This is a genomic window from Halomonas sp. 3A7M, from assembly GCF_014897875.1.
Taxonomy (GTDB): domain Bacteria; phylum Pseudomonadota; class Gammaproteobacteria; order Pseudomonadales; family Halomonadaceae; genus Vreelandella.
Map to the genome: position 1 here is coordinate 40102 of NZ_JABUZD010000061.1, position 25404 is coordinate 65505.

Here is a 25404-nt window from a genome sequence, read left to right on the forward strand (position 1 = left end):
AAACCTCTGACCTTAGCGACGGCCAGCCTGTTCCATAACTTCTTTAGCAAAGTCGACTTCTTCTTTCTCGATGCCTTCGCCCACTTCAAAGCGAGTGAAGCTAACCACTTCGCCACCCGCCGCTTTCACGAACTCGGCAACGGATTGGTTCGGGTCTTTAACGAACGGCTGTTCGGTCAGACTGTTCTCGGCCAAGTACTTTTTCAGACGGCCTTGAACCATTTTCTCAGCGATCTGCTCAGGCTTACCGGCCATGTCCGGCTGGGCCAGAATAATCGCTTTTTCTTTGTCTAGCTCTTCCTGCGGCATATCTTCGGGGTGCGCAACCGACGGATTGATCGCTGCTACGTGCATAGCAACGTCTTTAGCAGCTTCCGTGCTACCACCTTTCAGAACGGTCAAGACGCCGATACGGCCGCCGTGAACGTATTCGCCTACAAGGCCACCTTCAACAGCGTTCACAACAACGGCACGACGCACACCGATATTCTCGCCGATTTTCTGTACCAGCTGCTCACGAGTAGACTCGAGGTCGCCAGCCATTACCGCTGCAACGTCTTCATTTTTTGCCGCAAAGAACGCATCCGCGATCTTGTTGGTGAAAGCGATGAAGTTGTCGTCACGGGCAACGAAATCAGTTTCGGAGTTGATCTCGACCATTACGCCGTAGCTGCCGTCTTCTGCTACGCGAGTAACAACGGCACCTTCTGCAGCGGTACGGCCCGCTTTTTTCGCGGCTTTAAGGCCAGAGCTTTTACGCAGGTTCTCGATTGCAACTTCGATATCACCGTCGGCTTCAGTAAGTGCTTTTTTACACTCCATCATGCCAAGACCGGTACGTTCGCGCAGTTCCTTAACCTGAGAGGCGCTGATAGCAGCCATGAGTTTTCACCTCGGAAATGGTTCTAGCTGAAAGTTAAACGCGCTACAGAGTATAGGCTCGGTAGATGACCGTTGCGTATCACTTTGTAGAGCATTCGCCGGCATTAAGCGTCCGGCATAATCGGCCCACTTGAGCGAACTCAAAGCGGGAAAAAGGGGGCATAAGGCCCCCTCTTAAACATGATGCGGCTTATCTGGCCGCCGCACCACTGCAACCGTTACTCGGCAGCAGCGTCAGTGTCGGCAGAAGCGGCTTCTTCAGTCACTTCAACAAACTCTTCCGGACGACCTTCTTTTGCACGACCACACGCGTCAGCAATTGCTTTCACGTAGATCTGAATAGCGCGGATGGAGTCGTCGTTACCCGGGATAACGTAATCAACGCCATCTGGGTTTGAGTTGGTATCTACCACACCAATAACCGGGATACCCAGTTTGTTGGCTTCGTTGATCGCGATGCGCTCGTGGTCAACATCGATAACGAACAGCGCGTCAGGAAGGCCGCCCATGTTCTTGATACCGCCGATAGAACGCTCAAGCTTCTCTTGCTCGCGAGTTGCCATCAAGACTTCTTTCTTGGTCAGCTTCTCGAACGTGCCGTCTTCGCGCATGGTTTCAAGATCACGCAGACGCTTGATGGACTGACGAATGGTCTTGAAGTTAGTCAGCATACCACCCAACCAGCGATGGTTGACGAACGGCTGGTTAACGCGGTTTGCTTCTTCTTTGATGATCTTGCTAGCGCTGCGCTTGGTGCCAACAAACAAAATTTTGTTGTTGGATGCCGCCATCTTCTCAACCACGTCGATCGCTTCGTTCAGCGCCGGCAAAGTGTGCTCGAGGTTGATGATATGAATCTTGTTGCGCGCGCCGAAGATGAATTTACCCATCTTCGGATTCCAGTACTTGGTTTGGTGACCGAAGTGAGCACCTGCTTTCAGCAGGTCACGCATATTAACGTGAGACATGATAAAACTCCTGAAACTCGGGTTAGGCCTCCACGCACCCCATGGATCCGACCAGTGGCATCGTCAGACGCTGCCAGCGGCACCCGGGACCATGTGCCGGTGCATGTGTGTTTTCAAGGCTTGCTGTTTAGTAACACAGATTTCTGCATTACGTTTAAATAGCCTTTCTGCAGATGACCAACCGACAAAGAAGCATCGGATGGCGATTGCAGGAAAGCGCGCGGCTTTATACCATAGATCATTACCAAGATGAAGTCACAGCGCATGTAACGGTCTTAATTTACCGCTCACCATTGCCGTTCACCACTTACTTTAGAACCCACATCGAGAATTCATGAACGTTCCTATCAAGACGCCTTCTGAAATCGAGAAAATGCGTGAAGCCGGGCGCCAAGCCGCCAGCGTCATTGAAATGATCACCCCCCACATCAAGGCGGGGATCTCTACGGGTGAAATTGATCGCCTGTGCCACGATTTTATTGTTAACAATTTGGGCTCTACACCTGCCCCGCTGAACTACCACGGTTTTCCGAAAGCAACCTGTACATCAATCAATCACGTGGTCTGCCATGGCATTCCTGATGATGCCAAAAAATTGAAGAACGGCGATATCATGAATTTGGATATCACCGTCAAAACAACTGACGGCTACCACGGTGATTCCAGCGTGATGTTCGTCATCGGCGATACAATCCAGGGCGAGCGCTTATGCCGTATCACTCAAGAGTGCTTGTACAAAAGCATTGAGCTAGTAAAGCCAGGCGTACACCTTTCGGAACTTGCCCGCGTTATCCAGCAACATGCTGAAGCACACGGCTACTCCGTAGTGCGCGACTTCTGCGGCCACGGCATCGGCGCCGATTTCCACGAAGATCCGCAGTTTCTTCACTATGATGGCTATGCACCCGATGCCGACATCCCGCTGGAAGCTGGCATGTGTTTTACTATCGAACCAATGATTAACGTAGGCGGCTATAAAACCAAGGTGCTACGCGATGGTTGGACAGCGGTCACTAAGGATCGAAGCTTATCTGCCCAGTGGGAGCACACGTTGCTGGTCACAGAAACCGGTGTTGACGTGCTGACTGCACGCAGCGACGAAGACTTCAGTTTTCTAAATCGCTGATGCTTCTTCATCACTACCGGTTCGAGCCGGACACCACGCTGTACGATCTCGCTATGTTTCGCACCGAACTCGCCGGATCACGCTCTCCTATTGCGCCGTTTAAAGCGGCGCTTCGGGAGCTACAAGCCAAGCTGGATGAGCAGTTTCGTTCCGGGGCTGATATACGCGACCTAGTCCGCGGGCGAGCGTGGTATCTGGATCAGCTGCTAGCCATCGCCTGGGCGCAGCACGACTGGCCTGACGATGGCGTTGCCCTGGTGGCAGTGGGTGGTTACGGCCGAGGCGAGCTACATCCGCACTCAGACATCGACCTCCTGCTGCTACTGGCGCATGATGATGACACCCCTTATCGCGAGTCGTTAAGCGCTTTCATTACCTTCTTATGGGATATCGGTCTTGAGATCGGCCATAGCGTGCGCTCGCTTAATGACTGCGAGCGGGAAGCTGAAGCTGATGTCACCGTGATGACCAACCTCTTGGAATCGCGACTCATTGCTGGCCCCGAACATCTTCGCCAAAAGATGCGTGAACGCCTGAGCGCCGAGCATATTTGGCCTGCTGACCGTTTTTTCGAAGCCAAGTGGCAAGAACAAATTGCCCGCCACTATCGCTACAACAACTCGGAATACCACCTAGAGCCAAACCTAAAAAGCTCCCCTGGCGGCCTACGTGATATTCAAATGATTGGCTGGGTAGCTAAACGCCATTTCGACACTGAGCACTATGCTGACATTGTCGCGAATGGCTTTATGAATGATGCCGAACTGCGCATTCTAAGCCAGGGCCAAGCCTTTTTATGGCAGGTGCGTTATGCCCTGCACATGCTAACAGGCCGCGCCGAAGATCGATTGCTGTTTGATCACCAACGTACCATTGCCGAAATGTTTGGCTTTAGGGATACCCCTGAGCGCTTAGCAGTTGAACAGTTCATGAAGCGCTACTATCGGCATGTAACCGCCTTGGCCGGGCTTAACGACATGCTGTTACAGCACTTTGATGAGGTTATCCTACGCGGCAAAGAAGCTTTGGAAACCGTTAAGCTGAACGAGCGCTTCGAAACCAAAGGCGGCTACATCCAAGCGCGCTCACGTAATCTGTTTCGTGAGCGACCGGCGGCCATGCTGGAACTGTTTCTGCTGATGGCAAAGCACCCGGAAATAGAAGGGGTACGCGCCGACACCATTCGCCTGATCCGCGATCATCGCCATCAAATTGATGACCACTACCGCGAAGACCCTCGCCATCAGCGGCTATTCATGTCCATTTTGCGGGCTCCCGGCAATGTCCCTCGCCAGCTAAGGCGCATGAACCGTTACGGCATCTTAGGCAAGTATCTGCCAGAATTTGGTCGCGCGGTCGGGTTGATGCAACACGACCTATTCCACATTTACACGGTAGACGCCCACACCCTGCGCTTACTGAAGTTTTTACACGGCTTTCGCAAACCGGATGCCAAAGATGACTTTCCCGTCGCAGCCACGCTGATTCATCAACTGCCTAAAATGGATCTGCTGTGGATTGCCGGGCTGTTTCACGATGTTGGCAAGGGCCGCGGCGGCGATCATTCTGAGATTGGTGCGCGTGATGTTGAGCAATTCTGTCATCGTCACCACGTCTCCCAACACGACACTAACTTACTGCGCTGGCTGGTGGAGCATCACCTATTGATGTCTATGACCGCCCAGAAGCGCGACATTAGTGATCCCGACGTGATTCGCGACTTCGCCCTAACGGTGCGCGACGAGATCCGCTTAGACTATCTCTACGTGCTCACCGTTGCCGATATCAATGCGACCAACCCCACCCTGTGGAACGGCTGGCGTGCGTCGCTGTTGCGCCAGCTTCATGCTGAAACCAAGCGGGCACTGAGACGAGGGCTAAAAAACCCGCCTGACCGAGATGACTGGGTGCGCGAAACCCGTACTGAAGCCCGCTCGTTACTGCAAACAGTCGGCGTAGACAGCGCTCAGATTGATCAACTGTGGGAGTCCCTCGGCGAAGACTATTTCCTTCAGTACGCACCCAGCGAAATTGTCTGGCAGACCCAAGGTATTCTTGCTCACCAGCCGTCTGTTTTGCCGCTGGTCTTAATTAGCGCACCCACCGCCGATATGGCCGAAGGCGGCACCAAGGTCTTTATCCATACCCGCTCGGTAGACGACCTATTTGCCGCGACCGCCGCCGCCATGGAGCAGCTTGGTCTATCTATCCATGACGCCCGCATCGCCACCTCGCACAACGACTGGACGCTAAATACGTTTATTGTGCTAGATCATTACGGCCAGCCTATCCGTGACCCTGAGCATATTGAGGAGATGCGTCGGCACCTCGTCGAAGAGCTGGACGATCCGGATGACTATCCAGAGATCGTCACGCGCCACACACCGCGCCAGCTTAAGCACTTCAAAGTACCCACCGAGGTGGTCATTGAGCAGGACCCAGCCAACGAACGTACGCTGCTAGAGCTAACTGCCCCAGACCGCCCTGGTCTGCTGGCTCGTGTCGGGCGTATTTTTATGGAACAGGATATTGCCTTATCGGCTGCGAAAATTGCCACGCTGGGGGAACGGGTTGAAGACGTTTTCTTTATCACCACGAAAGCGGGCGAGCCGCTCACTGATCCAGAACGGCAACAGCAGCTTCGCGAACGGCTTATCGAAGTATTAGGCGTGTAAGCGCTTAAATGAGCGACGCCTTGGTGGTTAAGTTTGAGGTGGCACCAGGGGTTGCCTATAATCGGCGGTTTAGTTGGCCGTTTTTACAGACATCCAGCACCGCCTTTAGGCTATCAACGGACATGCCATGAATCCTGATCTAAACCTTCTGCACCCCTATCCGTTTGAAAAGCTAGCCGCCCTAAAGGCAGCGCTTGTGCCACCGGTGGGGCTTGAACATATTCCCCTCACTATTGGGGAGCCTCAACACGCCCCTTACGCAGGGGCGTTAGAGGCGCTGGTTGCCCATCAATTAGAGATGGCTCGCTACCCGGCAACCAACGGCCTACCCGCCCTACGCGAAACCATTGCCCACTGGGCAATCCAACGCTTTTCGCTTGCCGGGCTAGATGCCGAACAGCAAGTACTCCCCGTTAACGGCACCCGCGAAGCAATTTTTGCCTTTGTGCAAGCCGCCTTGGATCGCCAGCGCCCCGCTAAGGTGGCTGTCCCTAATCCCTTCTACCAAATTTATGAAGGGGCCACACTACTGGCAGGTGGCGAGCCGCTCTATTTGGATTGCACGGCTGACAACGGTTTTCGCCCTGATTTTTCGGCCGTGAGCGCGGCAACCTGGCGCGATGTACAAATGGTATTCATTTGCTCACCTGGCAACCCCACAGGGGCCGTCACGCCACTTTCTGAATTCAAGGAGCTCATCGCACTGGCCGATGAACACGACTTTATCATCGCCTCCGATGAGTGCTACTCAGAGCTATACCTGGATGAAAGCACGCCCCCTCCCGGCCTGCTGCAAGCCTGTGCAGAGCTTGGACGCGACGATTATCAACGCTGCGTAGTGTTTCATTCGCTATCTAAGCGCTCTAACCTACCCGGGCTACGCTCCGGCTTTATAGCAGGTGACGCGAACCTTCTCGCGCCGTTTAAGCGCTACCGCACCTATCACGGCTGTGCAATGTCGCTGCCGCTTCAGCACGCCTCTATCGCCGCTTGGCAGGATGAAACCCACGTACGTGCCAACCGGGACGCTTACCGCGAAAAATTTAGCGCTGTCACCAACGTTCTGGCACCCGTAATGGACTTCCCTACGCCGGAAGCGAGCTTTTACCTGTGGCCAGCAGTGCCCGACGGCGATGACATCGCCTTTACTCAGCGGCTATTTAGTGAGCAACACGTCAGCGTGTTACCTGGCAGCCTCATGGGTCGCCCAGGGGAAAATGGCCATAACCCCGGCTCGGGTCGACTACGTTTAGCATTAGTGGCGGAGCTTGCGCCCACCCTCGAAGCAGCTGAGCGACTTCGTCAACTGCTTGAGCGCGGCTAGACACCGTAGACTTGTTTAAGGAGGTTATATGCTGACACTCTATATCATCAACACATGCGACACCTGCCGCAAAGCACGCAACGTACTTGAAGAGAAAGGTATCCCTTTCAAGACCCATGATCTGCGTAAAGATGGTCTTTCAGCCGGCTTACTTGAGCACATTCTTGAGCGCGTACCGCTATTAGAAGCGCTTAATAAGCGCAGCAAAACATGGCGTGACTTACCCCAGGAAGAAAAAGACAGCCTGGATGCTACGTCTGCCCGCAGGCTAGTGCTTGAACAGCCCACGCTGCTCAAAAGGCCACTGCTAGAAGTTGATGACGATACTATTTTAGTGGGCTACCGCGACGGCGATTACGACTCTCTCAGCGGCTAACACGCCACTGAATCCTAACAACTGATTGTTATTCAAAACTTTAAAGGAAGACGCGTTATGCTGAGCTTCGCGCTTGGAATCGGCACCCAAAACACCCAGGGCAACTGGTTAGAAATCTACTACCCAGCACCCCTGTTTAATCCTGCAGACAGCTTGGTAGCCGCAGCCAAAGAGGCGTTAGACGCCCCCGCTGGCAATACGGCAATCAGCTTCCTGCCCGAAGATTGCACGCGCTTGGCCAAAGCGTTGGAAGCTGCTGGCCACTCTGAGCAGGCAGCACTCGCCGAATCATTCGCCGCCAGTCATCGCCCCCTGGTCGCGATGTTTTTAGAAAGCGATCAGGCACCGCAAACCGTTCCTGAAGTTTACTTAAAGCTGCACTTGCTCTCTCACCGCTTAGTGAAGCCCCATGGCTTGGATCTGACGGGAATGTTTGGCCTGCTGCGCAACATCGCCTGGACCAACGAAGGCGCGATTGATATCGAAGAGCTGCCCGCCCGCCGTCTTAAAGCGCGTTTAGCGGGTCGCGCGCTGTCAGTCGACTGCGTCGATAAATTCCCCAAAATGACCGATTACGTGGTACCCACCGGCATCCGCATTGGCGACACTGCTCGCGTGCGCCTGGGCGCTTACCTGGGTGAAGGCACCACGGTAATGCATGAAGGCTTCGTCAACTTCAACGCAGGTACTGAAGGCCCCGGCATGATTGAAGGGCGCATTTCTGCTGGCGTCATGGTCGGCAAAGGCTCCGACCTGGGCGGCGGCTGCTCCACCATGGGAACACTTTCTGGCGGCGGCAATATCATTATCAAGGTAGGCGAAGGCTGCCTGATTGGCGCTAATGCAGGCATCGGTATTCCGCTAGGTGACCGCTGCACCGTAGAAGCGGGCTTGTATATTACCGCGGGTTCGAAAGTTACCCTGCTCGACGATCAGAAACAAGAAGTTAACACCGTGGCAGCACGCGAGTTAGCAGGCCAAGATGACTTATTACTGCGTCGCAATTCACAAAATGGCCGTATTGAGTGCCTGACGAATAAAAGCGCCATTGCGCTGAACGAGGCACTGCATGCCCATAACTGAGCCTGAAACGCTGTCGCCCACGTTGCAGCTCGCGTTTGAGCTACTTAGCCGGGCGTCAGTAACGCCGGATGACGAAGGCTGCCAGGAACTCATGATCGAGCGCTTAACGGCGCTCGGTTTTCATATCGAGCAACTACCGTTTGGCGATGTCAAAAACTTCTGGGCAATAAGAGGCCATCATGGCCCCGTATTGGCCTTTGCTGGCCACACCGACGTTGTGCCCAGCGGCCCCCACACGAACTGGGAATTCCCACCGTTTGAGCCGTGTATTGATGAGCACGGCATGCTCTGTGGGCGAGGCGCAGCAGATATGAAGGGCAGCCTAGCGGCGATGCTCACTGCTGTTGAGCGCTTTGTGGCTACTCATCCAGAGCACGATGGCCGGATAGCGTTTTTAATCACATCCGATGAGGAAGGCCCAGCCATCGATGGCACCAGCGCAGTGGTTGAGCATTTACGCGAACGCAACGAGCGCTTGGACTACTGCATTGTCGGTGAACCCTCGTCGACCTCACGACTGGGCGATATGATTAAAAACGGACGCCGCGGGTCATTGGGCGGCGTTCTACATCTCAAAGGGATTCAGGGTCATGTGGCCTACCCACACCTTGCGCGCAACCCTATTCACCAAGCGATGCCCGCACTGGATGCGTTGGTTAACGAGCACTGGGACGCAGGCAATGACTTTTTCCCTGCCACCAGCTTCCAGATATCTAATTTTCGCGCGGGCACCGGGGCCACTAACGTCATTCCAGGTGAAGTAGAAGTCGTGTTTAACTTCCGCTATTCCACGGAAGTTACCCACGAGATGCTAAGAAGCCGCACCGAGTCGATTTTGGATAAGCATGGCCTTGAGTACCATATTGATTGGACGCTCAACGGCGAACCATTCCTGACCGCAGAAGGCGAATTAGTCGATGCTGCCATTCGCGGTGTAGAAGCCGTTACCGGCGAGCGCCCTGCACTTTCGACCAGCGGCGGTACCTCGGATGGTCGCTTCATCGCCACACTTGGCGCCCAAGTGGTCGAGCTTGGTCCGCTTAACGACACTATTCATAAAGTGAATGAGCGCGTGCGCGCCAGTGACTTGGATGAACTAAGCCGCATTTATGAGGCAACGCTTCAAGCCTTGTTAACGGACGACGAGGTGAGCGTATGATGGAGCGGTTTCCGGATATCGAGGTATACCTTGCCAGCGTAGCGATAGATAAGCTCAATGCGTGGCTAAGCGAAGCTCTCGATGCACCGCCCCTTAGCCCAGCCGGCAAGGGCAAATGGAAGACTCGCGGCCACCATCAAGGTGAAGCTGTACCCGTACTATTGGTGGACAAAGCGGCCGATGGTTTTGCCAGCTTGTGGTTTGATAGCCACCACACCCCGTGGCACACCGACCAAGAGTGCGCTCAGCACGCCGCCGAAGCTTTACAGACTGAGGTTCGCTGCTCGCTAGGTGGCTGGCACCCCGGCGATGACCCTGACCGCTTCTGGCAGGTATTGCCAGGGGGACAGGAAAAAGCCATTGAATGGCCTGATTCAGGCCGTTAAACGCACAAAACCCCGCTTAGCGGGGTCTTGTTTTTCAGCAGTTGGGATGCTAGCGCGATTCAATAAAAGCGATTCAATCGAAGCTACTCAATAATACTAACGTCGTCTGCCTGAAGGCCACGGTCATTCTTAATCACGTGATAGCGAACAATCTGTCCTTCAGCAAGCATACGCGGGCCACGACCACGAATAGCACGAAAGTGAACAAACACATCCTCGCCATTATCCCGGGTAATAAAGCCGTAACCTTTATTGGTGTTAAACCACTTTACTTCGCCCTCTTCGCGACCATCATTGGGGTCGATGATATCTTCCTCTTCATCATCTTCCACTTCAGGTACCGTTTGAGGCTGACGCGGCGCAGATTTAGTTCGAGAAACATCAGCTTTCACTACCATAGGCGGCGCCAGAGCAGCAGCGGCTAAAGTACCTATAAATAACGCAATAAAACATCCCAGAGCAGCGGCAATATACACACCACTTACCCCGCTGATGGCAAGCTCAGCCAGCCACTGCTCAGCAAGCGGTGCATTCGTTAAATGAACAATCCCCGCCAGAAGAAGTGGCGTGGGGGCGGCAAGTAAAACACTGATGAAGAAACAGCGAAAAACAACTTTTGGATTCATAGATGATAAAAGCTCTCTTGTTGTATGGGTAACAGACGAAGGACAATACTCGGCCAACTAGGCCCATTCCTAACAGTACCGAGCATACTACACAAGGTCACGATGTTATCATGACAAACGAATTATCGCCTGCAGAGCTAACTCAACTTCTTGAATCTTTAGAGAGTCGACTGGCTTACCAAGAGCATTGGCTAGACACCCTTGACCAAGCGGTTGCTCAGCAAGAGCGTCGGCTAGAAAAGCTGGAGCAACTGAGCACGCTGATGCGTGACCGCTTGCGCGAGCAGTATCAGGCGCTCCAGGCGGGTGACTCACAGGGTGATACCCGCCCAGAAGACGAAGTGCCTCCTCACTATTAGCACCACCACTAGCAGCACCACCCGGGTAACAGTAGTATCACCTACTACTAATTGACGTACCGATTATCATGCCACTGCACTCGCTGGGTCGATGCTCTTGAGTCCAAAAGCATCGGCAACAGCCTGATAAGTCACTTGACCATTATGGACGTTGAGCCCGGGCAGGAAGTGTGGGTCGTCTTTAAGCGCCTGTTGCCAGCCTTTATCAGCCAGCGCCAGTACAAACGGCAAGGTGGCATTGGTAAGACCCAAAGTAGATGTCCGCGCTACCGCGCCAGGCATATTGGCCACACAGTAATGAACGATGCCATCCACAATATAGGTCGGCTCGGCATGCGTCGTAGGCTTGCTGGTTTCAAAGCAGCCGCCCTGATCAATGGCTACGTCTACCAATACACTGCCCGGCTTCATATCGGCCAGCATGGCACGGGTAATCAACTTGGGAGCGGCGGCTCCGGGGATAAGTACGGCGCCAATGATCATATCGGACTCTTTAGCTGCCTGATCAAGGGCGTCCGCCGTTGAGTAGACAGTTTTGATGCGCCCCTGGTAACGGTCGTCCAGCACCTCTAAACGAGCAATCGACTTGTCCAGAATGGTCACCTCGGCCCCCAACCCTAACGCCATACGGGCGGCGTTTTCGCCGACCACACCACCACCAATCACGGTAACTTTACCCGGCGCAACGCCTGGCACACCGGGCAATAGCACGCCGGAGCCACCCTGGGCTTTTTCCAGACTATGCGCGCCCGCTTGAACGGCCATGCGCCCAGCGACCGTGCTCATCGGTGCGAGCAGCGGTAGCCCACCTTTTGCATCGATGATGGTTTCATAGGCAATGCAGGTAGCACCGCTGGCCATCAGCCCTTGGGTTAATTTTTCCTCAGCGGCCAAGTGCAAATAGGTAAACAGCGTTTGGTTGGCGGTTAGACGCGCCACTTCTTCGGCCTGAGGCTCTTTTACCTTGAGAATCAGCTCGGCGTTTTGCCACAACGCATCTACATTAGCTTCCACCTGGGCGCCTGCGGCTTCATAGTCACTGTCACTAAATCCGGCTCCTTCTCCTGCAGCTGCCTGCACGCTTACCGAGTGGCCACGCCCTACTAGCTCCCGCGCGCCTGTCGGAGTGAGTGCCACCCGATACTCATGGTTTTTGATCTCTTTTGGGACGGCGATTTTCATTAGCGTTTTCCTTCTCTATTGATTGTTAGTGCTAAATCTCAACTGCTAAATCGTCAGAGCCTCATCTTTACTACCTATCTTTACCACCTAGCCGTTAGAGCCAGGCCATCAATAAGCGCTATTAAGCAAATTACAGCACAGCTGGCACTAACCACCACCCCAAGCAAGAAAAACAAAAAAAACGCCGGCTAAGGCGTTTTTTGGGAGAATAATCTAGCGTTTAACGAAAATCAGCAAAAAAATCGACGGCATTTCAGCATTAGCTACTCCGCCACCACCGCACCACCGTAAATGCGCTGGTACTCATCAGGCAGCCGCGTGGGCCGCCCACTGCTAAGCGCCACACAGGCAAACCTGGTGCGGGCATTTAGCAGTGTTTTGCCATTCTCCGCACGCTTAAGCTGAAACCGGCGGGTCAAACTAAAACGGCCATCGCAGGCAACAATCCACGTCGCCAGTTGCAACTTATCATCGACAAAGGCGGGAGCCAGATAGTCCAACTCATGCCGATGGACGACCATGGCACGGTCAAGGGACTGATAGCGCTCAAGGGATAGCCCCAAGGCTTCAGAGTGGGCCCAACTGATCTGCTCAACCCAGCGTAAATACTCGCTGTTATTGACATGCCGGTAAGCGTCAATGGCCTCCGGCGTCACCTGAAGGTTGATCACAAAAGGATCTGGTAGTGCCCACTCCATAATGCAACTCCTTGTGGTTACTCCTTGATGCTATTTTTTTGTCTTGCCAATGTTCGTCAAGCAGCGTCCTTGGCTTAGTCGCGGAATACCCGCACGCCCAGTGCCTTCAGATACGAGGTTTCCGGGATAGCCGGATGAACGGGGTGATCGGAGCCCTGATGCCCCTGAAAAATCACCTGGCCATGACGGTCTTGATGGCGAACGGCACCACGAACCACATCCACCAAACGCTCAGGCGCGAGGTGCATAGAACACGAGGCCGACAACAGCAAGCCATCGCGGCCCAATAGCCGCATCGCTTCACGGTTTAGTCGTGCGTAAGCGCGCTCACCATTAGGGATATCCTTGCGCTTTTTGATAAACGCAGGCGGATCAAGAATAATCACATCGAACTGCTCGCCGTCAGCTTTCAATGCTGCTAACGCTTCAAAGGCATCGCCTTCGGCTACCGCTACTTGCTCCTGCACACCATTTAGCTCAGCATTGCGTGCCACCTGATCCAGCGCTGGGGCAGAAGCATCGACACACAACACTTCTGAGGCACCGCTCGCAGCCGCCTGAACACCCCAACCGCCCACGTAACTGAATACATCCAGCACGCGCTTACCCGCCACTTGGCTGTTCAGCCATGCGCGATTGACGCGATGGTCGTAGAACCACCCTGTCTTTTGGCCATTCAGCACAGGCACGGCAAAGGTAACCCCATTCTCTTCCAGCAGAACCTCATCAGGAAGAGTACCCTTTACCACTTCGACGTGGGCTTCTAGACCTTCCTGGCGACGGCCGCCCGTATCATTGCGGAACACGATGGCACTGGGCTTAACGACTTTTTCCAGCGCATCGACAATATCTTCCGCCAACGCTTGCATACCTGCGGTATTCAGCTGTACCACCAGCACATCGCCGAAGCGGTCAATCACCAAGCCCGGTAACAGGTCGCCTTCACCGTGAATCAAACGGTAAAAAGGTTTATCGAACAGACGCTCACGCAGCGCTAGCGCTTGGTTGAAGCGGTGTACGAATAACGAGCGATCTAGACGCATTTCTGGGTCACGCGACATTACCCGACCACAAATCAGCGAGTGCGGATTAATGTAGGCGACGCCAAGGGTCTTGCCATTGGAAGCCTCAACTAACGCAGGCTCACCAGCAGCAAAGTTTTTTAGTGGCGTCTCTTTGATATCTACCTCATTGGAGTAGATCCACAGATGGCCCGCTTTCAGGCGGCGATCGGCATTTTTATTCAGGCGCAGGCGTTGAGTCACAACAATCTCCAAAAGAGCAATCTTACAAAGCACATAGACTCTGAAAGCATAGGCAAAACAGTTAATATCAAAGAGCGGCCGCTAACGCTGGCAACCAGGGCAAAACACGCTGGCCCGCTGGCCTAGAGTAATACGACGCAGCTCAACGCCACAGCGCAGACAAGGCTGCCCATGGCGCCCATATACATTCAGCTGCTGGGCAAAGTAACCTGGCTCGCCCTGCCCACTGACAAAATCCCGCAGCGTCGTGCCACCTTGGGTAATCGCTGCCGCCAGCACCTCTTTAACCGCCTCGGCTAGCTGCTGATAACGGGCCAGGGAAATTTTCCCAGCGGCACGTCGGGGATCAATACCCGCCATAAATAGCGCTTCGGCAGCGTAAATATTACCTGCACCGACCACCACGCGGTTATCCATTAAAAAAGGCTTTACCGCAACGCGTTTATTACGCGATGCGTTATAGAGCCAGCGACCGTTAAACGAGTCATCCAACGGCTCAGGACCAAGGTGCGCAAGGCGCGTATCCAAACTGCCATCGCCCTGCTGCCAGTCAACAAAACCAAAGCGGCGCGGGTCATGGTAGCGCAGCACATGCCCCTTGGCCGTCACCACGTCAACATGATCATGCTTTTTAGGCAAATCGCCGACGTTTGCAATCCTTAGGCTGCCCGACATGCCTAGATGCCACAACAGCGTGGCCTCACCTTCGAAAGTCGCCACGGGAATTTGGAGGTACTTAGCGCGGCGCTTTAATACGCCAACCCGAGCTCCTACTAGCCGCTCGGCTAGATCTTCGGGCACCGGCACGCGCAACCGAGTCTGGCGCACCAGCACCTCGGTAATCTCTTGCCCTTCTAAATAGGGGGCAATGCCGCGTCGCGTCGTTTCAACTTCAGGCAATTCGGGCATGATGAAAGTCTATGATGACAGCACCGTGACAACCACTCTGTCGCCTAAGCGGTGCCGAAGCGTAGGGACAGATACCGCCAACCTACAAAGTAAGCGGCTAAATACCGGGCATGCAAAAACCCGGCTTAGGGCCGGGTTTTTCAACAGGCGCTCGCCTGCGGTGAAAGCCGATCATTGTAATCGCAATTACTTGATCTTAGCTTCCTTGTAGATAACGTGCTTACGGACGACCGGGTCGTATTTCTTGAATTCGAACTTATCCGGTGTATTCCGCTTGTTCTTATCAGTGGTGTAGAAGTGGCCTGTACCGGCACTAGACACCAGCTTGATCTTATCGCGCATGGTTTAACTCTCCCAAAATGCTAGCTTAGATGGCGTCGCCGCGTTTGCGGATATCAGCCAGAACCGTTTCGATACCTTTCTTGTCGATGATACGCATTCCTTTAGAGGAAACGCGCAGCTTGACGAAGCGGTTTTCAGATTCAACCCAAAAACGATGGGTGTGCAGGTTCGGCAAGAAACGACGACGTGTCTTACGCTGGGAGTGAGAAACGTTATTACCAGTTACCGGACGCTTGCCGGTAACCTGACATACTTTGGACATGAGAGCCTCCAACCGCTTGGCGAGTTGTTCAAAACTGTCGGGCAAACCGGAGCAGGGAGGGAGTCGACGCAGTGAACTGCCTAGCTGTACCCAAATCCGTTATTCAACCCAAGTTTAAAGGTGGCACTTTATACCAGAGCACCCGGCTACCAGCAAGCAAAAACGCCCCAAAATGCCAAAAAAGGCATCTTTTGGACAATTTACTTAGGTAAACGACGAGATTTTGTCGTCGCACCCTTTTCATTAATTGCTATAGCCAACCGCGCTCGGCAAACGAAACCACGTTACCGTCCCCCACCACGAAATGATCAAGCACTCGCACATCGAAGAGTGCAAGGGCATCTTTTAGACGTTCAGTAATACGTCGATCAGCATCGCTTGGTTCAGCAACACCCGATGGGTGGTTGTGAGCCAGGATGACAGCACCAGCGTGTAATTCAAGCGCACGCTTGGCTACTTCGCGGGGGTAAACGGATGCGCTATCTAGGGTACCGCGAAATAGGGATTCATAGCGAATAATTCGATGCTGTGTATCTAAAAAAAGCACGGCAAACTCTTCATGACCCAGATGACGAAGCTGGGAGCTTAAGTAATGACGCACAAGCGACGGCGATGTGAGCGCATTGCCACGGGCAAGCTGGCTCGCCAAATGACGTCTAGAAAGCTCCAGGGTCGCTTGAAGCTGGGCAAATTTCGCACTACCAAGCCCTCGAGCCGCACAAAACTGATCCTGATCCGCCTCCAAAAGCTGCCTCAAACCACCAAAACTGGCCAACAGGTCCCGTGCCAGATCCACCGCAGAGCGCCCCTGCACGCCTACTCGCAAAAAAATGGCCAGTAGCTCGGCGTCTGAAAGCGTCTGCACTCCCATATTCAATAACTTCTCGCGTGGCCGCTCACCTTCCGGCCAGTGATTAATCCCCATCGCCGCCTCCTTGCCCACCCCTGATAGCACCATCAGCATTTGCTACTGCGCCCACCCAAACTGGCTTTTCCAACTGCTGCTTGAGCATGCCAAAATAACCCGTCAAATGGTATGGTACTCACCTTTAACAAACGCTACATGGGACTACCCATCATGGCCTTATTATCGCCATCCCCGCTAACGCCACTTGCTGGAAAGCGCCTGCTGCTTGGCATTAGCGCCGGCATTGCGGCTTATAAAAGCGCGCTGATTGTTCGGTTACTCAAGCAAGCTGGCTGTGAGGTTCGCGTGGTAATGACCGAGGGTGCTCAAGCGTTTATTACGCCGTTAACGCTTCAGGCACTTTCAGGGGAGCTGGTACGCACCTCGTTGCTTGATCCTGAAGCAGAGGCTGGTATGGGGCATATTGAGCTAGCCCGCTGGGCAGATGCCGTATTGATTGCCCCAGCAACGGCTGATTTGATCGCCCGATTGGTACATGGCATGGCTGACGACTTGCTAACCACTCTGTGCCTAGCCTGTGAAGCACCCAAGTTGATTGCACCGGCCATGAATCAGGCCATGTGGCGACACCCTGCAACCCAACGCAACGTCTCTCAGCTAGCCAACGATGGCTGGCTGCTGATCGGGCCAGCAGCAGGTGACCAAGCGTGTGGCGACATCGGTCCTGGGCGAATGAGCGAACCCGAGGTTATTGTTGATTTCTTAGCACAGCATTTTGCTTCTGCTGCAAAATTACCAGCGCCAGCTTCTGCGCCGCACGTAGTGATTACTGCGGGTCCCACCCGCGAGGCGCTGGATCCCGTGCGCTATCTATCCAACCACAGTTCAGGGAAAATGGGTTACGCACTAGCCGCTGAAGCTGCGGCTCAGGGAGCACGAGTAACCCTGATAAGCGGCCCAGTTAATCTCCCCACTCCTCTCGGCGTTGAGCGCATCGATGTGGAAAGCGCTGCACAAATGCATCACGAAGCGTTAACACTCGCCCCCCATGCTGGCCTATTTATTGGCTGTGCTGCGGTCGCTGACTACCGCGCTGCCAGCGCTGCTGAGCACAAAATCAAAAAAACCGACGACAGCGATACGCTAACGCTTACGCTGGTCAAGAATCCTGACATTATTGCCGATGTTTCCGCGCTGCCTACTGACCAACGCCCTTTTGTGGTGGGCTTCGCCGCCGAGACTCAGGATGTCGCTCGCTATGCGGAAGACAAATTGACCCGCAAGGGGTTAGATATGATTGTGGCCAACGACGTTTCCCAGCAGGGGCTCGGTTTTGGCAGCGATAACAATGCCGCTCTGCTGCTGTGGCGCTCTGCGACGGGAACCCATCAACAGGAAGCCCCGCTTCAGCCTAAAACCCAGCTAGCCGCGCTAATTATTCGTCACGCACTATCATTACTGCCTTCTCAACCACCCTCTCAATCCTCCGGAGAATTATCATGAGCGGTTCTCGCCCACGCCTGCAGTGCAAAGTATTGGATGAACGCCTGCACGACTACCTTCCCTCTTATGCAACAACAGGCTCAGCGGGGATGGATTTGCGAGCACTGCTAGATGAACCACTGGTGCTTGCACCTGGTGACTGCCAGTTAGTGCGAACAGGCCTTGCCATTTACATAGAAGATCCTAGCTTGGCAGGCATGATCTTGCCTCGCTCCGGTCTAGGTCATAAGCACGGTATCGTGCTGGGCAACCTCGTCGGTCTCATCGACTCTGATTACCAGGGCGAACTGATGGTATCCGTTTGGAACCGTGGTCAAAGCAGCTTTACGTTATCGCCCTTTGAGCGTCTCGCTCAGTATGTCGTTGTTCCTGTCGTGCAAGCGGAACTTACCATTGTCGATGCCTTTGAAGACTCCACTCGCGGCAGCGGTGGTTTTGGCAGCACAGGCAGCCAATAAGCCAAGCGCTGTTTTAGCGCATATCTAGGAGCGACAATGAACGTACCTGCGTCGATATTTCGTGCTTACGACATTCGCGGCATTGTGGGCGATACGCTGAGCGAGGCCACCACCGAACTCATTGGCCGAGCCATTGGTTCTGAAGCCGCCGCTCGAGGCGAGCAAACGGTCATTGTTGCCCGTGATGGACGACTTTCCGGGCCACATCTGCAAGCAGCGCTGATTCGCGGCCTAACAGCCTCAGGACGAGACGTTATAGACATCGGCATGGTGCCTACCCCCGTGCTTTATTTCGCCACACACACACTGCCTGAAAGCTGCTCTGGGGTAATGCTAACCGGCAGTCACAATCCACCTGACTACAACGGCTTCAAAATCGTCTTAGCGGGTGAAACGCTCTCCGGTGATGCTATTACCGCCCTCTATGAGCGCATCCAAGCAAACGACCTAACCAGCGGCCAAGGCAGCGTTCGCCAGCATGACCTACGCACGGCGTATCTTGAAAGAATTATTAACGACATCCATATCGAGCGCCCACTGAGCGCAGTTGTGGATTGTGGCAACGGGGTCGCCGGAGAGTTGGGCCCGCAGCTTATTGAGCGCCTGGGGGTAAAAACCACCCCATTATTTGCCGACATTGATGGGCACTTCCCGAACCACCACCCCGACCCAGGCAAACCTGAAAACCTACGCGACTTGATCCACAGCGTTAAGGAAACAGGTGCCGATATTGGCTTGGCTTTCGACGGCGACGGCGACCGTTTAGGCGTTGTCACGCCAAGTGGCCGTATGATCTACCCTGACCACCTCCTGATGGTATTTGCAGCTGATATGCTGTCACGCACCCCCGGTGCCAAGGTGATCTTCGACATCAAATGCACGGGTAACCTGGCGCGAGTTATTAGCGACGCTGGCGGCGAGCCTGAAATGTGGCGCACCGGGCATTCACTAATCAAGGCACGCATGCGGGAAACCGGCGCTGAACTGGGCGGTGAAATGAGCGGGCATATTTTCTTCAAGGAGCGCTGGTATGGCTTTGACGACGGCATCTACGCCGCGGCCCGCTTGCTTGAAATTCTAGCCCGCCACCCCGGCAGTGCTGATGAACTGTTTGATCAATTTCCACAAGATATCAGCACGCCTGAAATTAATATCGCGGTCGCTGATGAAGAAAAATTTCCGCTTATCAAGAAGCTTGCTAGAGAGGGTGACTTCGGCGAAGGTATCAAAACCACGATTGATGGCATTCGCGTGGACTATGCCGATGGCTGGGGACTGTGCCGAGCCTCTAACACCACTCCTGCGCTAGTACTGCGCTTTGAGGGTAGCGATGCCGCGGCACTTAGCCGAATAAAACAGCGCTTTGCCAATGCGCTGGAGAAAATTTCACCAACGCTGATGATTCCTGAACCTCAATAACGTGGATAGATACGACAGGGTGAACAGAAGAAAAGTGATTGTGCCAATCGAATGCGCGACACAATAAGAATGCTAGACAACACGCCGCATGGAAAAGCCAATGCTCGCGCTGTAATAACGGTCGCGATAAAAAAGTAGCGACGGAAAAAATCAAAAGGGACAACGTCATGAGTTCAACTAGCCGCGACCCCCAGGTCGTTGTGGAGGTATTGTCTGAAGCCCTCCCCTACATCCAGCAGTTTTCGGGCAAAACGGTCGTCGTTAAATATGGCGGCAACGCCATGACTGAAGACACCTTGATCGATTCATTCGCGCGTAACATCGTGCTAATGAAAGAGGTCGGTATTAACCCGGTTGTCGTCCATGGGGGCGGGCCACAAATTGGCAGCCTGCTAGAAAAACTGAATATCGAATCTCGCTTTGTGAACGGCATGCGAGTGACCGACTCTCAAACCATGGACGTCGTGGAGATGGTCCTAGGGGGCTTAGTCAATAAAAGCATTGTTAATCTAATCAATCAAAGCGGCGGCAAAGCCATTGGTTTAACCGGCAAAGATGGCGCGCAAATTCGCGCCCGCCAACTAAAAGTAGAGCACCAAAGTCCTGAGATGACCGCACCGGAAATTATCGACATTGGCCACGTAGGTGAAGTGGAGTCTATCTCCACCGACCTCATTGAGATGCTCGCCGCCAGAGACTTCATTCCGGTAATAGCACCTATCGGCGTTGACGGTGAAGGCCACAGCTATAACATCAACGCCGACTTGGTGGCAGGCAAACTGGCCGAGGCACTCAACGCTGAAAAACTGATGCTATTGACCAACGTCGCGGGCCTGATGAACAGTGAGGGAGAGGTATTAACTGGACTAAGCACTGCTCAAGTTGACGCCTTAATCGCCGACGGCACGATTTATGGTGGCATGTTGCCAAAAATACGTTGTGCACTAGATGCAGTAAAAGGCGGCGTTAACAGCGCCCACATTATCGACGGCCGCGTTCCTCATGCGGTCTTGCTGGAAATCTTTACCAATGCTGGGGTAGGCACCCTGATTACTGACGCAGGTTAACCGCGACGGAGGGCTAACGTCATGAGTGACGAACAAAAACCTCGCCGCCGCGAGCAAATCCTGCAAGCGTTAGCCGTTATGCTGGAAGAGGATAGCGGCAAGCGCATTACAACCGCTGCGCTTGCCCGCCAGGTTGGCGTCTCAGAAGCAGCGCTGTACCGGCATTTCCCCAGCAAAGCGCGCATGTTTGAGGGGCTGATCGACTTCATTGAAGAAAGCATCTTTGCGCGTATTACCCGCATCCTAGAAGATATCCCCGATGCGGCGTCTCGATGCGGCACCATCTTGGCCTTACTTCTCGGCTTTGCCGAAAAGAACCCTGGGCTTGCCAGGGTACTGGGAGGCGATGTACTTACTGGCGAAACGGCCCGGCTGCGCCAGCGCGTTCACCAACTGTTTGAACGCTTGGAAACCCAGTTAAAACAGATACTGCGGGAAGCTGAGCTGCGCGAAGGGCTACGCACCAGCATATCCGCTTCAGCAGCAGCCAACCTGCTGATCGCTCAGGCTGAAGGGCGTATTTCTCAGTATGTGCGCAGTGATTTCAAGCGCTTGCCGACCGAGTACTGGGAAGACCAATGGGCGCTGCTGTCTAGCCAGCTGTTACGAGCAGCCGTACAACCAGCTTAGGTAGCGGTGACACAACATGCACGCCCAATAAAAACGCCCCGAAGGCAGAGCCTTCGGGGCGTTTATCTTATGCTTAACCAATATGTGTACGTGATTAAGCAGCGATAGCTTCGCCCATTTTTTGGCGCAGTTTTTTCATCGCATTCTTTTCGAGCTGGCGAATGCGCTCAGCGCTGACGCCATAAACATCGGCCAGATCGTGCAGTGTCGCTTTGTTGTCAGTGAGCCAGCGACGCTGCAAGATATCCCGCGAACGCTCATCAAGGCCTTTCAAGGCTAGCTGTAAGCGACGCGTTGAATCTTCCTCAAAGTTGCTGTCTTCCAGCAGCGTTGCCGGATCAGCGGAAGCGTCATCTAAAAAATACGCCGGCGCTTGATAGGTGCTCTCTTCGTCGTCGCTAGGAGACGCATCAAAACCCGCATCGTAAGCCGACAGACGTCCTTCCATATCGCGCACTACTTCTGGCTTTACGTTGAGGTCTTCCGCAATCGCGTTAACTTCATCGTTGTTTAGCCAAGCTAAGCGTTTTTTGGCGCTACGCAGGTTAAAAAACAGCTTGCGCTGAGCTTTGGTGGTTGCAATTTTGACAATACGCCAATTGCGCAGCACAAACTCGTGAATTTCCGCTTTGATCCAATGCACGGCAAATGATACCAAGCGAACGCCCTGATTAGGGTCGAAACGCTTAACGGCTTTCATCAGACCGACGTTACCTTCTTGAATCAGGTCAGCCTGTGGCAGACCATAACCCGAGTAACTACGAGCAATATGCACAACAAAACGCAGGTGCGATAGCACCAAACGGCGTGCTGCTTCCAAGTCACCTTCATCGTGGAGGCGGAATGCAAGCTCACGCTCTTCATCAACGCTTAGTACGGGGATGCCGTTAACCGCTTGAATATAGCCGCCCAGATCGTGACCTGGAGAAAGCTGACCCACCGGTAGAAGACTAGTGCTCATGTGCAGGTGGTCTCCCTTAAAACCTATCGTGGTTGGTGTTCCGTTAACTCTAAGACCTTAGCCTAAGCATAAGGTTCAAATGACCGATGCATTCACTGCATAAGACACAAAACGGGGTGGAAATTCCCGCTACTGACCGCATAACAAACATAATCAACGCGGGCGTATGCTAGAGAGATGGCGTGTAACAGCCAACCAAGCTCCCAGCCAGCCCAGTAGTGTACTGCAAGATAGCAGAATTGTAGAGCCTGTCACATCTAACTGCGGCAACACAAAGTTCGCTCCGTAGCTTGCCGCCAAGGCGGCAACAGGCATCGACAGCCAGTGGTTGCCAAATGCCAGCAATCCCAGCGCCAGCAGACCGCCCCCCACGCCGTACCAAGCCCCACTATAGAGGAAGGGTCGACGGACAAAGGCATGGGTCGCGCCAATGAGCATCACTACTTCGATTTCTCGTCGTCGGCTCTCAACCGAAAGACGGATAGTGTTGCCCACCACTAGCAGCACACCACAGCCGAACAACACCCCAAGCGCGAGCGCCACCCGTCGCCCAAGATCCGCCAAATGACGTAAACGCTCTACCCACGCCAAATCCACGCGCACCTCGTCTACCCCAGAGAACTCCTCCAAGCGCTGTGCCAGTTGTGCCATAGCTGCAGGTTCAACGCTCTGTGGATAAATCACAATACTGGCCGGCAGTGGATTATCTTCCAGCCCTGCCAGGGTATCTTCAATACCAAGGGACTGCTGAAACTCAACCATACCTTGCTCGGCACTGATAATGCGGGTCGTTTCGACACCTTCGTCCGCGATGACAGCCTCCTCAATGCGAACGGACTGTGCAGCATCTACGGTCGTTTCCAAATAAACGGTGAGGGTTGCACTCTCATCCAGTTCTGCGTCTAACAGCTTAGCGCTATCCAAGGTTAACCAAAGCGCCGCAGGCAAGACTAACGCAATGGCGATGGCCAGCATGGTTAGCAAATTACCCACAGGATGGCGTACCAAGCGATAAAGGCTATCCAGTGCCATTGCACGATGATGGCGTCCCCAGGCGCGTAAGCGGCTGCTAAAACGTGTTTGCTGTGAACGTGCGCCACGCCGCTCGGCGTGTGGCTCACTGGGAGCTCTGGCCGATTGTCGCTTACCTTTGGGCGCTGCGCCTATAGGACGGGGTGTCGCGGCACGTTTCATACGGCCCCCTCATCTGCCACCAGACGACCATCTTGCAAACGCAAAATGCGGTGACGTAGTCGCGCAATCAGCGCTAAGTCGTGACTGGCAATCATCACGGTGGTGCCAATACGATTGAAGTCTTCAAACAGCGCCATAATATCGGCAGAAAGCTGTGGGTCTAAGTTACCGGTAGGTTCATCAGCAAGCAGCAGAGCTGGCTTATTAACCACTGCGCGCGCAATGCCCACTCGCTGCTGCTCACCACCGGAAAGCTCTACTGGCAGCGCTTTTTCGCGGTGTAAAAGCCCGACCTTATCCAGTGCTGCACGAACGCGCCGCGCCGTTTCACGCGGCTCTACCCCCTGGATTTCTAGCGGCAGAGATACATTGCGGAACACACTGCGATCAAACAGCAATTGGTGATCTTGAAACACCACGCCAATTTGCCGACGATAAAACGGCACTTGGCTGGCGTGGAGCTCGGCAATGTCGTGCCCAGCCACCACTACCCGGCCACGGCTAGGCTTTTCGAGGCGCATAATTAGTCGCAGCAACGAACTTTTACCAGCACCAGAATGCCCCGTCAGGAACACCATTTCGCCTCTTGCAACGCGAAAGTTGAGGTGTGCCAGCGCATCAAAGCGCCCTCCATAGCGCTTACCCACATGTTCAAAAGCGATCATGCGCGGCCATCATCCCCTTGCCGATCAAACAGCGCGTTAACAAAGTCATCTGCCTCAAAGGGGCGGAGATCATCCAGACCTTCGCCTACACCAATAAAGCGAATCGGTGTTTTTAGCTGCTTCGCCAATGCGAAAATAATCCCGCCCTTGGCGGTACCGTCCAGCTTGGTCAGCGTAATGCCACTGATCGGCACGGCGTCATTAAATGTGCTGGCCTGGGAAATGGCGTTCTGCCCTGTCCCCGCATCCAGCACCAACATCACCTCATGAGGAGCGGTGCTATCCAGCTTCTGCATGACCCGATGAACTTTTTTCAGTTCTTCCATCAGATGACTCTTGTTGTGCAGCCGTCCTGCTGTGTCGGCAATCAGCACATCCACGCCACGTGATTTAGCAGCCGCCACCGCGTCGTAAATCACTGAAGCGCTATCAGCACCCGTATGCTGCGCAATTACCGGCGCGTTGTTACGCTCACCCCACACCTTAAGCTGTTCAACCGCCGCTGCGCGGAAGGTGTCGCCTGCAGCGAGCATGACGCTTTTACCCTCACGTTGAAAACGCTGGGTCAGCTTGCCGATAGTCGTTGTTTTACCTACGCCGTTAACCCCTACCACAAGAATTACAAAAGGCCCTTCACTCTCTTTTTCAAAACTTAGCGGCGTCGCTACCGGCGCCAGCATCAACGCCAACTCTTCTTGCAACCCGCGATAAAGCGCTTCTGGGTTATTCAGTTCTTTGCGCGAAACGCGCGCTTCAAGGCGCTCAATAATCTCGCTAGTGGCTTCAATGCCTACATCCGCCATCAGCAGCTGGGTCTCAAGGTCTTCCAGCAGCTCATCATCAATCTGCTTTTTGCCTAAAAACAGATCGGCAATACCGTCAGTTAGGTTGGCGCGGGTTTTGCCTAACCCTGACTTAATACGAGCGAACCAGCCTCTCTTTTCCCCTTTTTCAGCCACGGGCTTCTCTTGCAGGGCCGGTTTAGGGGCAGATATTGTGGCTGGCTCTGGTTCTGGT

Annotated in this window: 27 protein-coding genes; 13 read left to right on the top strand and 14 right to left on the bottom strand. The window is 54.0% G+C overall.

All coding sequences use genetic code 11. The annotated features are described in order from the left end of the window. Positions 1-12: 12 nt before the first annotated feature. Complete coding sequence (gene tsf, locus INT19_RS05215) at positions 13-882, bottom strand: translation elongation factor Ts (RefSeq protein ID WP_193059969.1); 870 nt, start codon at positions 880-882, stop codon at positions 13-15. A gap of 218 nt (positions 883-1100) precedes the next feature. Further along, on the bottom strand, positions 1101-1850 hold the full coding sequence (gene rpsB / locus INT19_RS05220) for a 30S ribosomal protein S2 (RefSeq protein WP_038481130.1): 750 nt from the start codon (positions 1848-1850) through the stop codon (positions 1101-1103). A 334-nt stretch (positions 1851-2184) separates the two neighbouring features. Here rpsB and map point away from each other — a divergent pair, with 334 nt between their 5' ends. The 7 genes from map (at position 2185) to INT19_RS05255 (ending at position 9979) form a co-directional block, all read left to right on the top strand. After that, positions 2185-2976: a type I methionyl aminopeptidase gene (map, locus tag INT19_RS05225; protein ID WP_089039230.1), complete on the top strand. Its 792-nt coding sequence runs from the start codon at positions 2185-2187 to the stop codon at positions 2974-2976. Further along, positions 2976-5651 (top strand): [protein-PII] uridylyltransferase, encoded by a 2676-nt coding sequence (locus INT19_RS05230; protein ID WP_193059970.1) that lies wholly within the window; start codon positions 2976-2978, stop codon positions 5649-5651. The genes map and INT19_RS05230 overlap by 1 nt, the downstream gene beginning before the upstream one ends. Before the next feature lie 127 nt (positions 5652-5778). Continuing rightward, entirely contained in the window at positions 5779-6975 is a 1197-nt protein-coding gene (dapC, locus tag INT19_RS05235) for a succinyldiaminopimelate transaminase (RefSeq protein WP_193059971.1), read from the top strand. Positions 6976-7003: 28 nt separating this feature from the next. Next, positions 7004-7351, top strand: coding sequence for a Spx/MgsR family RNA polymerase-binding regulatory protein (locus tag INT19_RS05240; RefSeq protein ID WP_038481117.1), 348 nt, complete (start codon positions 7004-7006; stop codon positions 7349-7351). Between the two features lie 57 nt (positions 7352-7408). After that, on the top strand, positions 7409-8434 hold the full coding sequence (gene dapD / locus INT19_RS05245) for a 2,3,4,5-tetrahydropyridine-2,6-dicarboxylate N-succinyltransferase (RefSeq protein ID WP_193059973.1): 1026 nt from the start codon (positions 7409-7411) through the stop codon (positions 8432-8434). Further along, the gene (gene dapE / locus INT19_RS05250; RefSeq protein ID WP_193059975.1) at positions 8421-9593 is read left to right on the top strand and encodes a succinyl-diaminopimelate desuccinylase; all 1173 of its coding nucleotides are present in this window, start codon (positions 8421-8423) and stop codon (positions 9591-9593) included. Before dapD ends, dapE begins: the two co-directional genes overlap by 14 nt. Next, complete coding sequence (locus tag INT19_RS05255) at positions 9590-9979, top strand: hypothetical protein (protein ID WP_089039234.1); 390 nt, start codon at positions 9590-9592, stop codon at positions 9977-9979. The genes dapE and INT19_RS05255 overlap by 4 nt, the downstream gene beginning before the upstream one ends. Positions 9980-10062: 83 nt before the next feature. Here INT19_RS05255 and INT19_RS19385 read toward each other — a convergent pair whose 3' ends face one another. Continuing rightward, on the bottom strand, positions 10063-10605 hold the full coding sequence (locus INT19_RS19385) for a cold-shock protein (RefSeq protein ID WP_226924484.1): 543 nt from the start codon (positions 10603-10605) through the stop codon (positions 10063-10065). Between the two features lie 110 nt (positions 10606-10715). On the opposite strand from INT19_RS19385, the gene INT19_RS05265 reads away from it, so the two are divergent. Beyond that, positions 10716-10964, top strand: coding sequence for a SlyX family protein (locus INT19_RS05265; protein ID WP_038481102.1), 249 nt, complete (start codon positions 10716-10718; stop codon positions 10962-10964). Between the two features lie 66 nt (positions 10965-11030). Here INT19_RS05265 and ald read toward each other — a convergent pair whose 3' ends face one another. The 7 genes from ald to radC all read right to left on the bottom strand — a co-directional run bounded on the left by ald (position 11031) and on the right by radC (position 16547). Next, positions 11031-12146 (bottom strand): alanine dehydrogenase, encoded by a 1116-nt coding sequence (gene ald, locus INT19_RS05270; protein WP_193059977.1) that lies wholly within the window; start codon positions 12144-12146, stop codon positions 11031-11033. Positions 12147-12409: 263 nt separating this feature from the next. Continuing rightward, the gene (locus INT19_RS05275) at positions 12410-12844 is read right to left on the bottom strand and encodes an acyl-CoA thioesterase (RefSeq protein WP_193059979.1); all 435 of its coding nucleotides are present in this window, start codon (positions 12842-12844) and stop codon (positions 12410-12412) included. A 74-nt stretch (positions 12845-12918) separates the two neighbouring features. Continuing rightward, the gene (locus INT19_RS05280) at positions 12919-14109 is read right to left on the bottom strand and encodes a class I SAM-dependent rRNA methyltransferase (RefSeq protein ID WP_193059981.1); all 1191 of its coding nucleotides are present in this window, start codon (positions 14107-14109) and stop codon (positions 12919-12921) included. An 81-nt stretch (positions 14110-14190) separates the two neighbouring features. Beyond that, a complete protein-coding gene (gene mutM, locus INT19_RS05285) occupies positions 14191-15018 on the bottom strand; it encodes a bifunctional DNA-formamidopyrimidine glycosylase/DNA-(apurinic or apyrimidinic site) lyase (RefSeq protein ID WP_193059983.1) in 828 nt (275 codons plus the stop codon). A gap of 186 nt (positions 15019-15204) precedes the next feature. Continuing rightward, a complete protein-coding gene (gene rpmG / locus INT19_RS05290) occupies positions 15205-15360 on the bottom strand; it encodes a 50S ribosomal protein L33 (RefSeq protein ID WP_009098622.1) in 156 nt (51 codons plus the stop codon). 25 nt (positions 15361-15385) lie between these two features. Next, entirely contained in the window at positions 15386-15622 is a 237-nt protein-coding gene (gene rpmB / locus INT19_RS05295; protein WP_038481085.1) for a 50S ribosomal protein L28, read from the bottom strand. Positions 15623-15872: 250 nt separating this feature from the next. Next, on the bottom strand, positions 15873-16547 hold the full coding sequence (gene radC, locus INT19_RS05300) for a RadC family protein (protein ID WP_193060001.1): 675 nt from the start codon (positions 16545-16547) through the stop codon (positions 15873-15875). Positions 16548-16700: 153 nt separating this feature from the next. On the opposite strand from radC, the gene coaBC reads away from it, so the two are divergent. The 5 genes from coaBC (at position 16701) to slmA (ending at position 21567) form a co-directional block, all read left to right on the top strand. After that, positions 16701-17993: a bifunctional phosphopantothenoylcysteine decarboxylase/phosphopantothenate--cysteine ligase CoaBC gene (gene coaBC / locus INT19_RS05305; protein WP_193059985.1), complete on the top strand. Its 1293-nt coding sequence runs from the start codon at positions 16701-16703 to the stop codon at positions 17991-17993. Continuing rightward, complete coding sequence (gene dut / locus INT19_RS05310) at positions 17990-18451, top strand: dUTP diphosphatase (RefSeq protein ID WP_038481077.1); 462 nt, start codon at positions 17990-17992, stop codon at positions 18449-18451. The genes coaBC and dut overlap by 4 nt, the downstream gene beginning before the upstream one ends. A gap of 36 nt (positions 18452-18487) precedes the next feature. Then, positions 18488-19870: a phosphomannomutase/phosphoglucomutase gene (locus tag INT19_RS05315; protein ID WP_193059987.1), complete on the top strand. Its 1383-nt coding sequence runs from the start codon at positions 18488-18490 to the stop codon at positions 19868-19870. A 167-nt stretch (positions 19871-20037) separates the two neighbouring features. Then, positions 20038-20937, top strand: a complete 900-nt coding sequence (gene argB / locus INT19_RS05320; RefSeq protein ID WP_009724121.1) for an acetylglutamate kinase — start codon at positions 20038-20040, stop codon at positions 20935-20937. Between the two features lie 21 nt (positions 20938-20958). Further along, on the top strand, positions 20959-21567 hold the full coding sequence (slmA, locus tag INT19_RS05325; RefSeq protein ID WP_095602789.1) for a nucleoid occlusion factor SlmA: 609 nt from the start codon (positions 20959-20961) through the stop codon (positions 21565-21567). Positions 21568-21661: 94 nt separating this feature from the next. On the opposite strand, the gene rpoH is transcribed toward slmA, so the two are convergent. The 4 genes from rpoH to ftsY all read right to left on the bottom strand — a co-directional run. Continuing rightward, a complete protein-coding gene (gene rpoH / locus INT19_RS05330) occupies positions 21662-22528 on the bottom strand; it encodes an RNA polymerase sigma factor RpoH (protein WP_038481065.1) in 867 nt (288 codons plus the stop codon). 153 nt (positions 22529-22681) lie between these two features. Further along, positions 22682-23722: a permease-like cell division protein FtsX gene (ftsX, locus tag INT19_RS05335; RefSeq protein WP_193059989.1), complete on the bottom strand. Its 1041-nt coding sequence runs from the start codon at positions 23720-23722 to the stop codon at positions 22682-22684. After that, entirely contained in the window at positions 23719-24387 is a 669-nt protein-coding gene (ftsE, locus tag INT19_RS05340) for a cell division ATP-binding protein FtsE (RefSeq protein WP_038481059.1), read from the bottom strand. The genes ftsX and ftsE overlap by 4 nt, the downstream gene beginning before the upstream one ends. Further along, positions 24384-25404: signal recognition particle-docking protein FtsY (gene ftsY / locus INT19_RS05345; RefSeq protein WP_193059991.1), on the bottom strand; the 1021-nt coding region annotated here is incomplete at its 5' end. The genes ftsY and ftsE, both read right to left, overlap by 4 nt.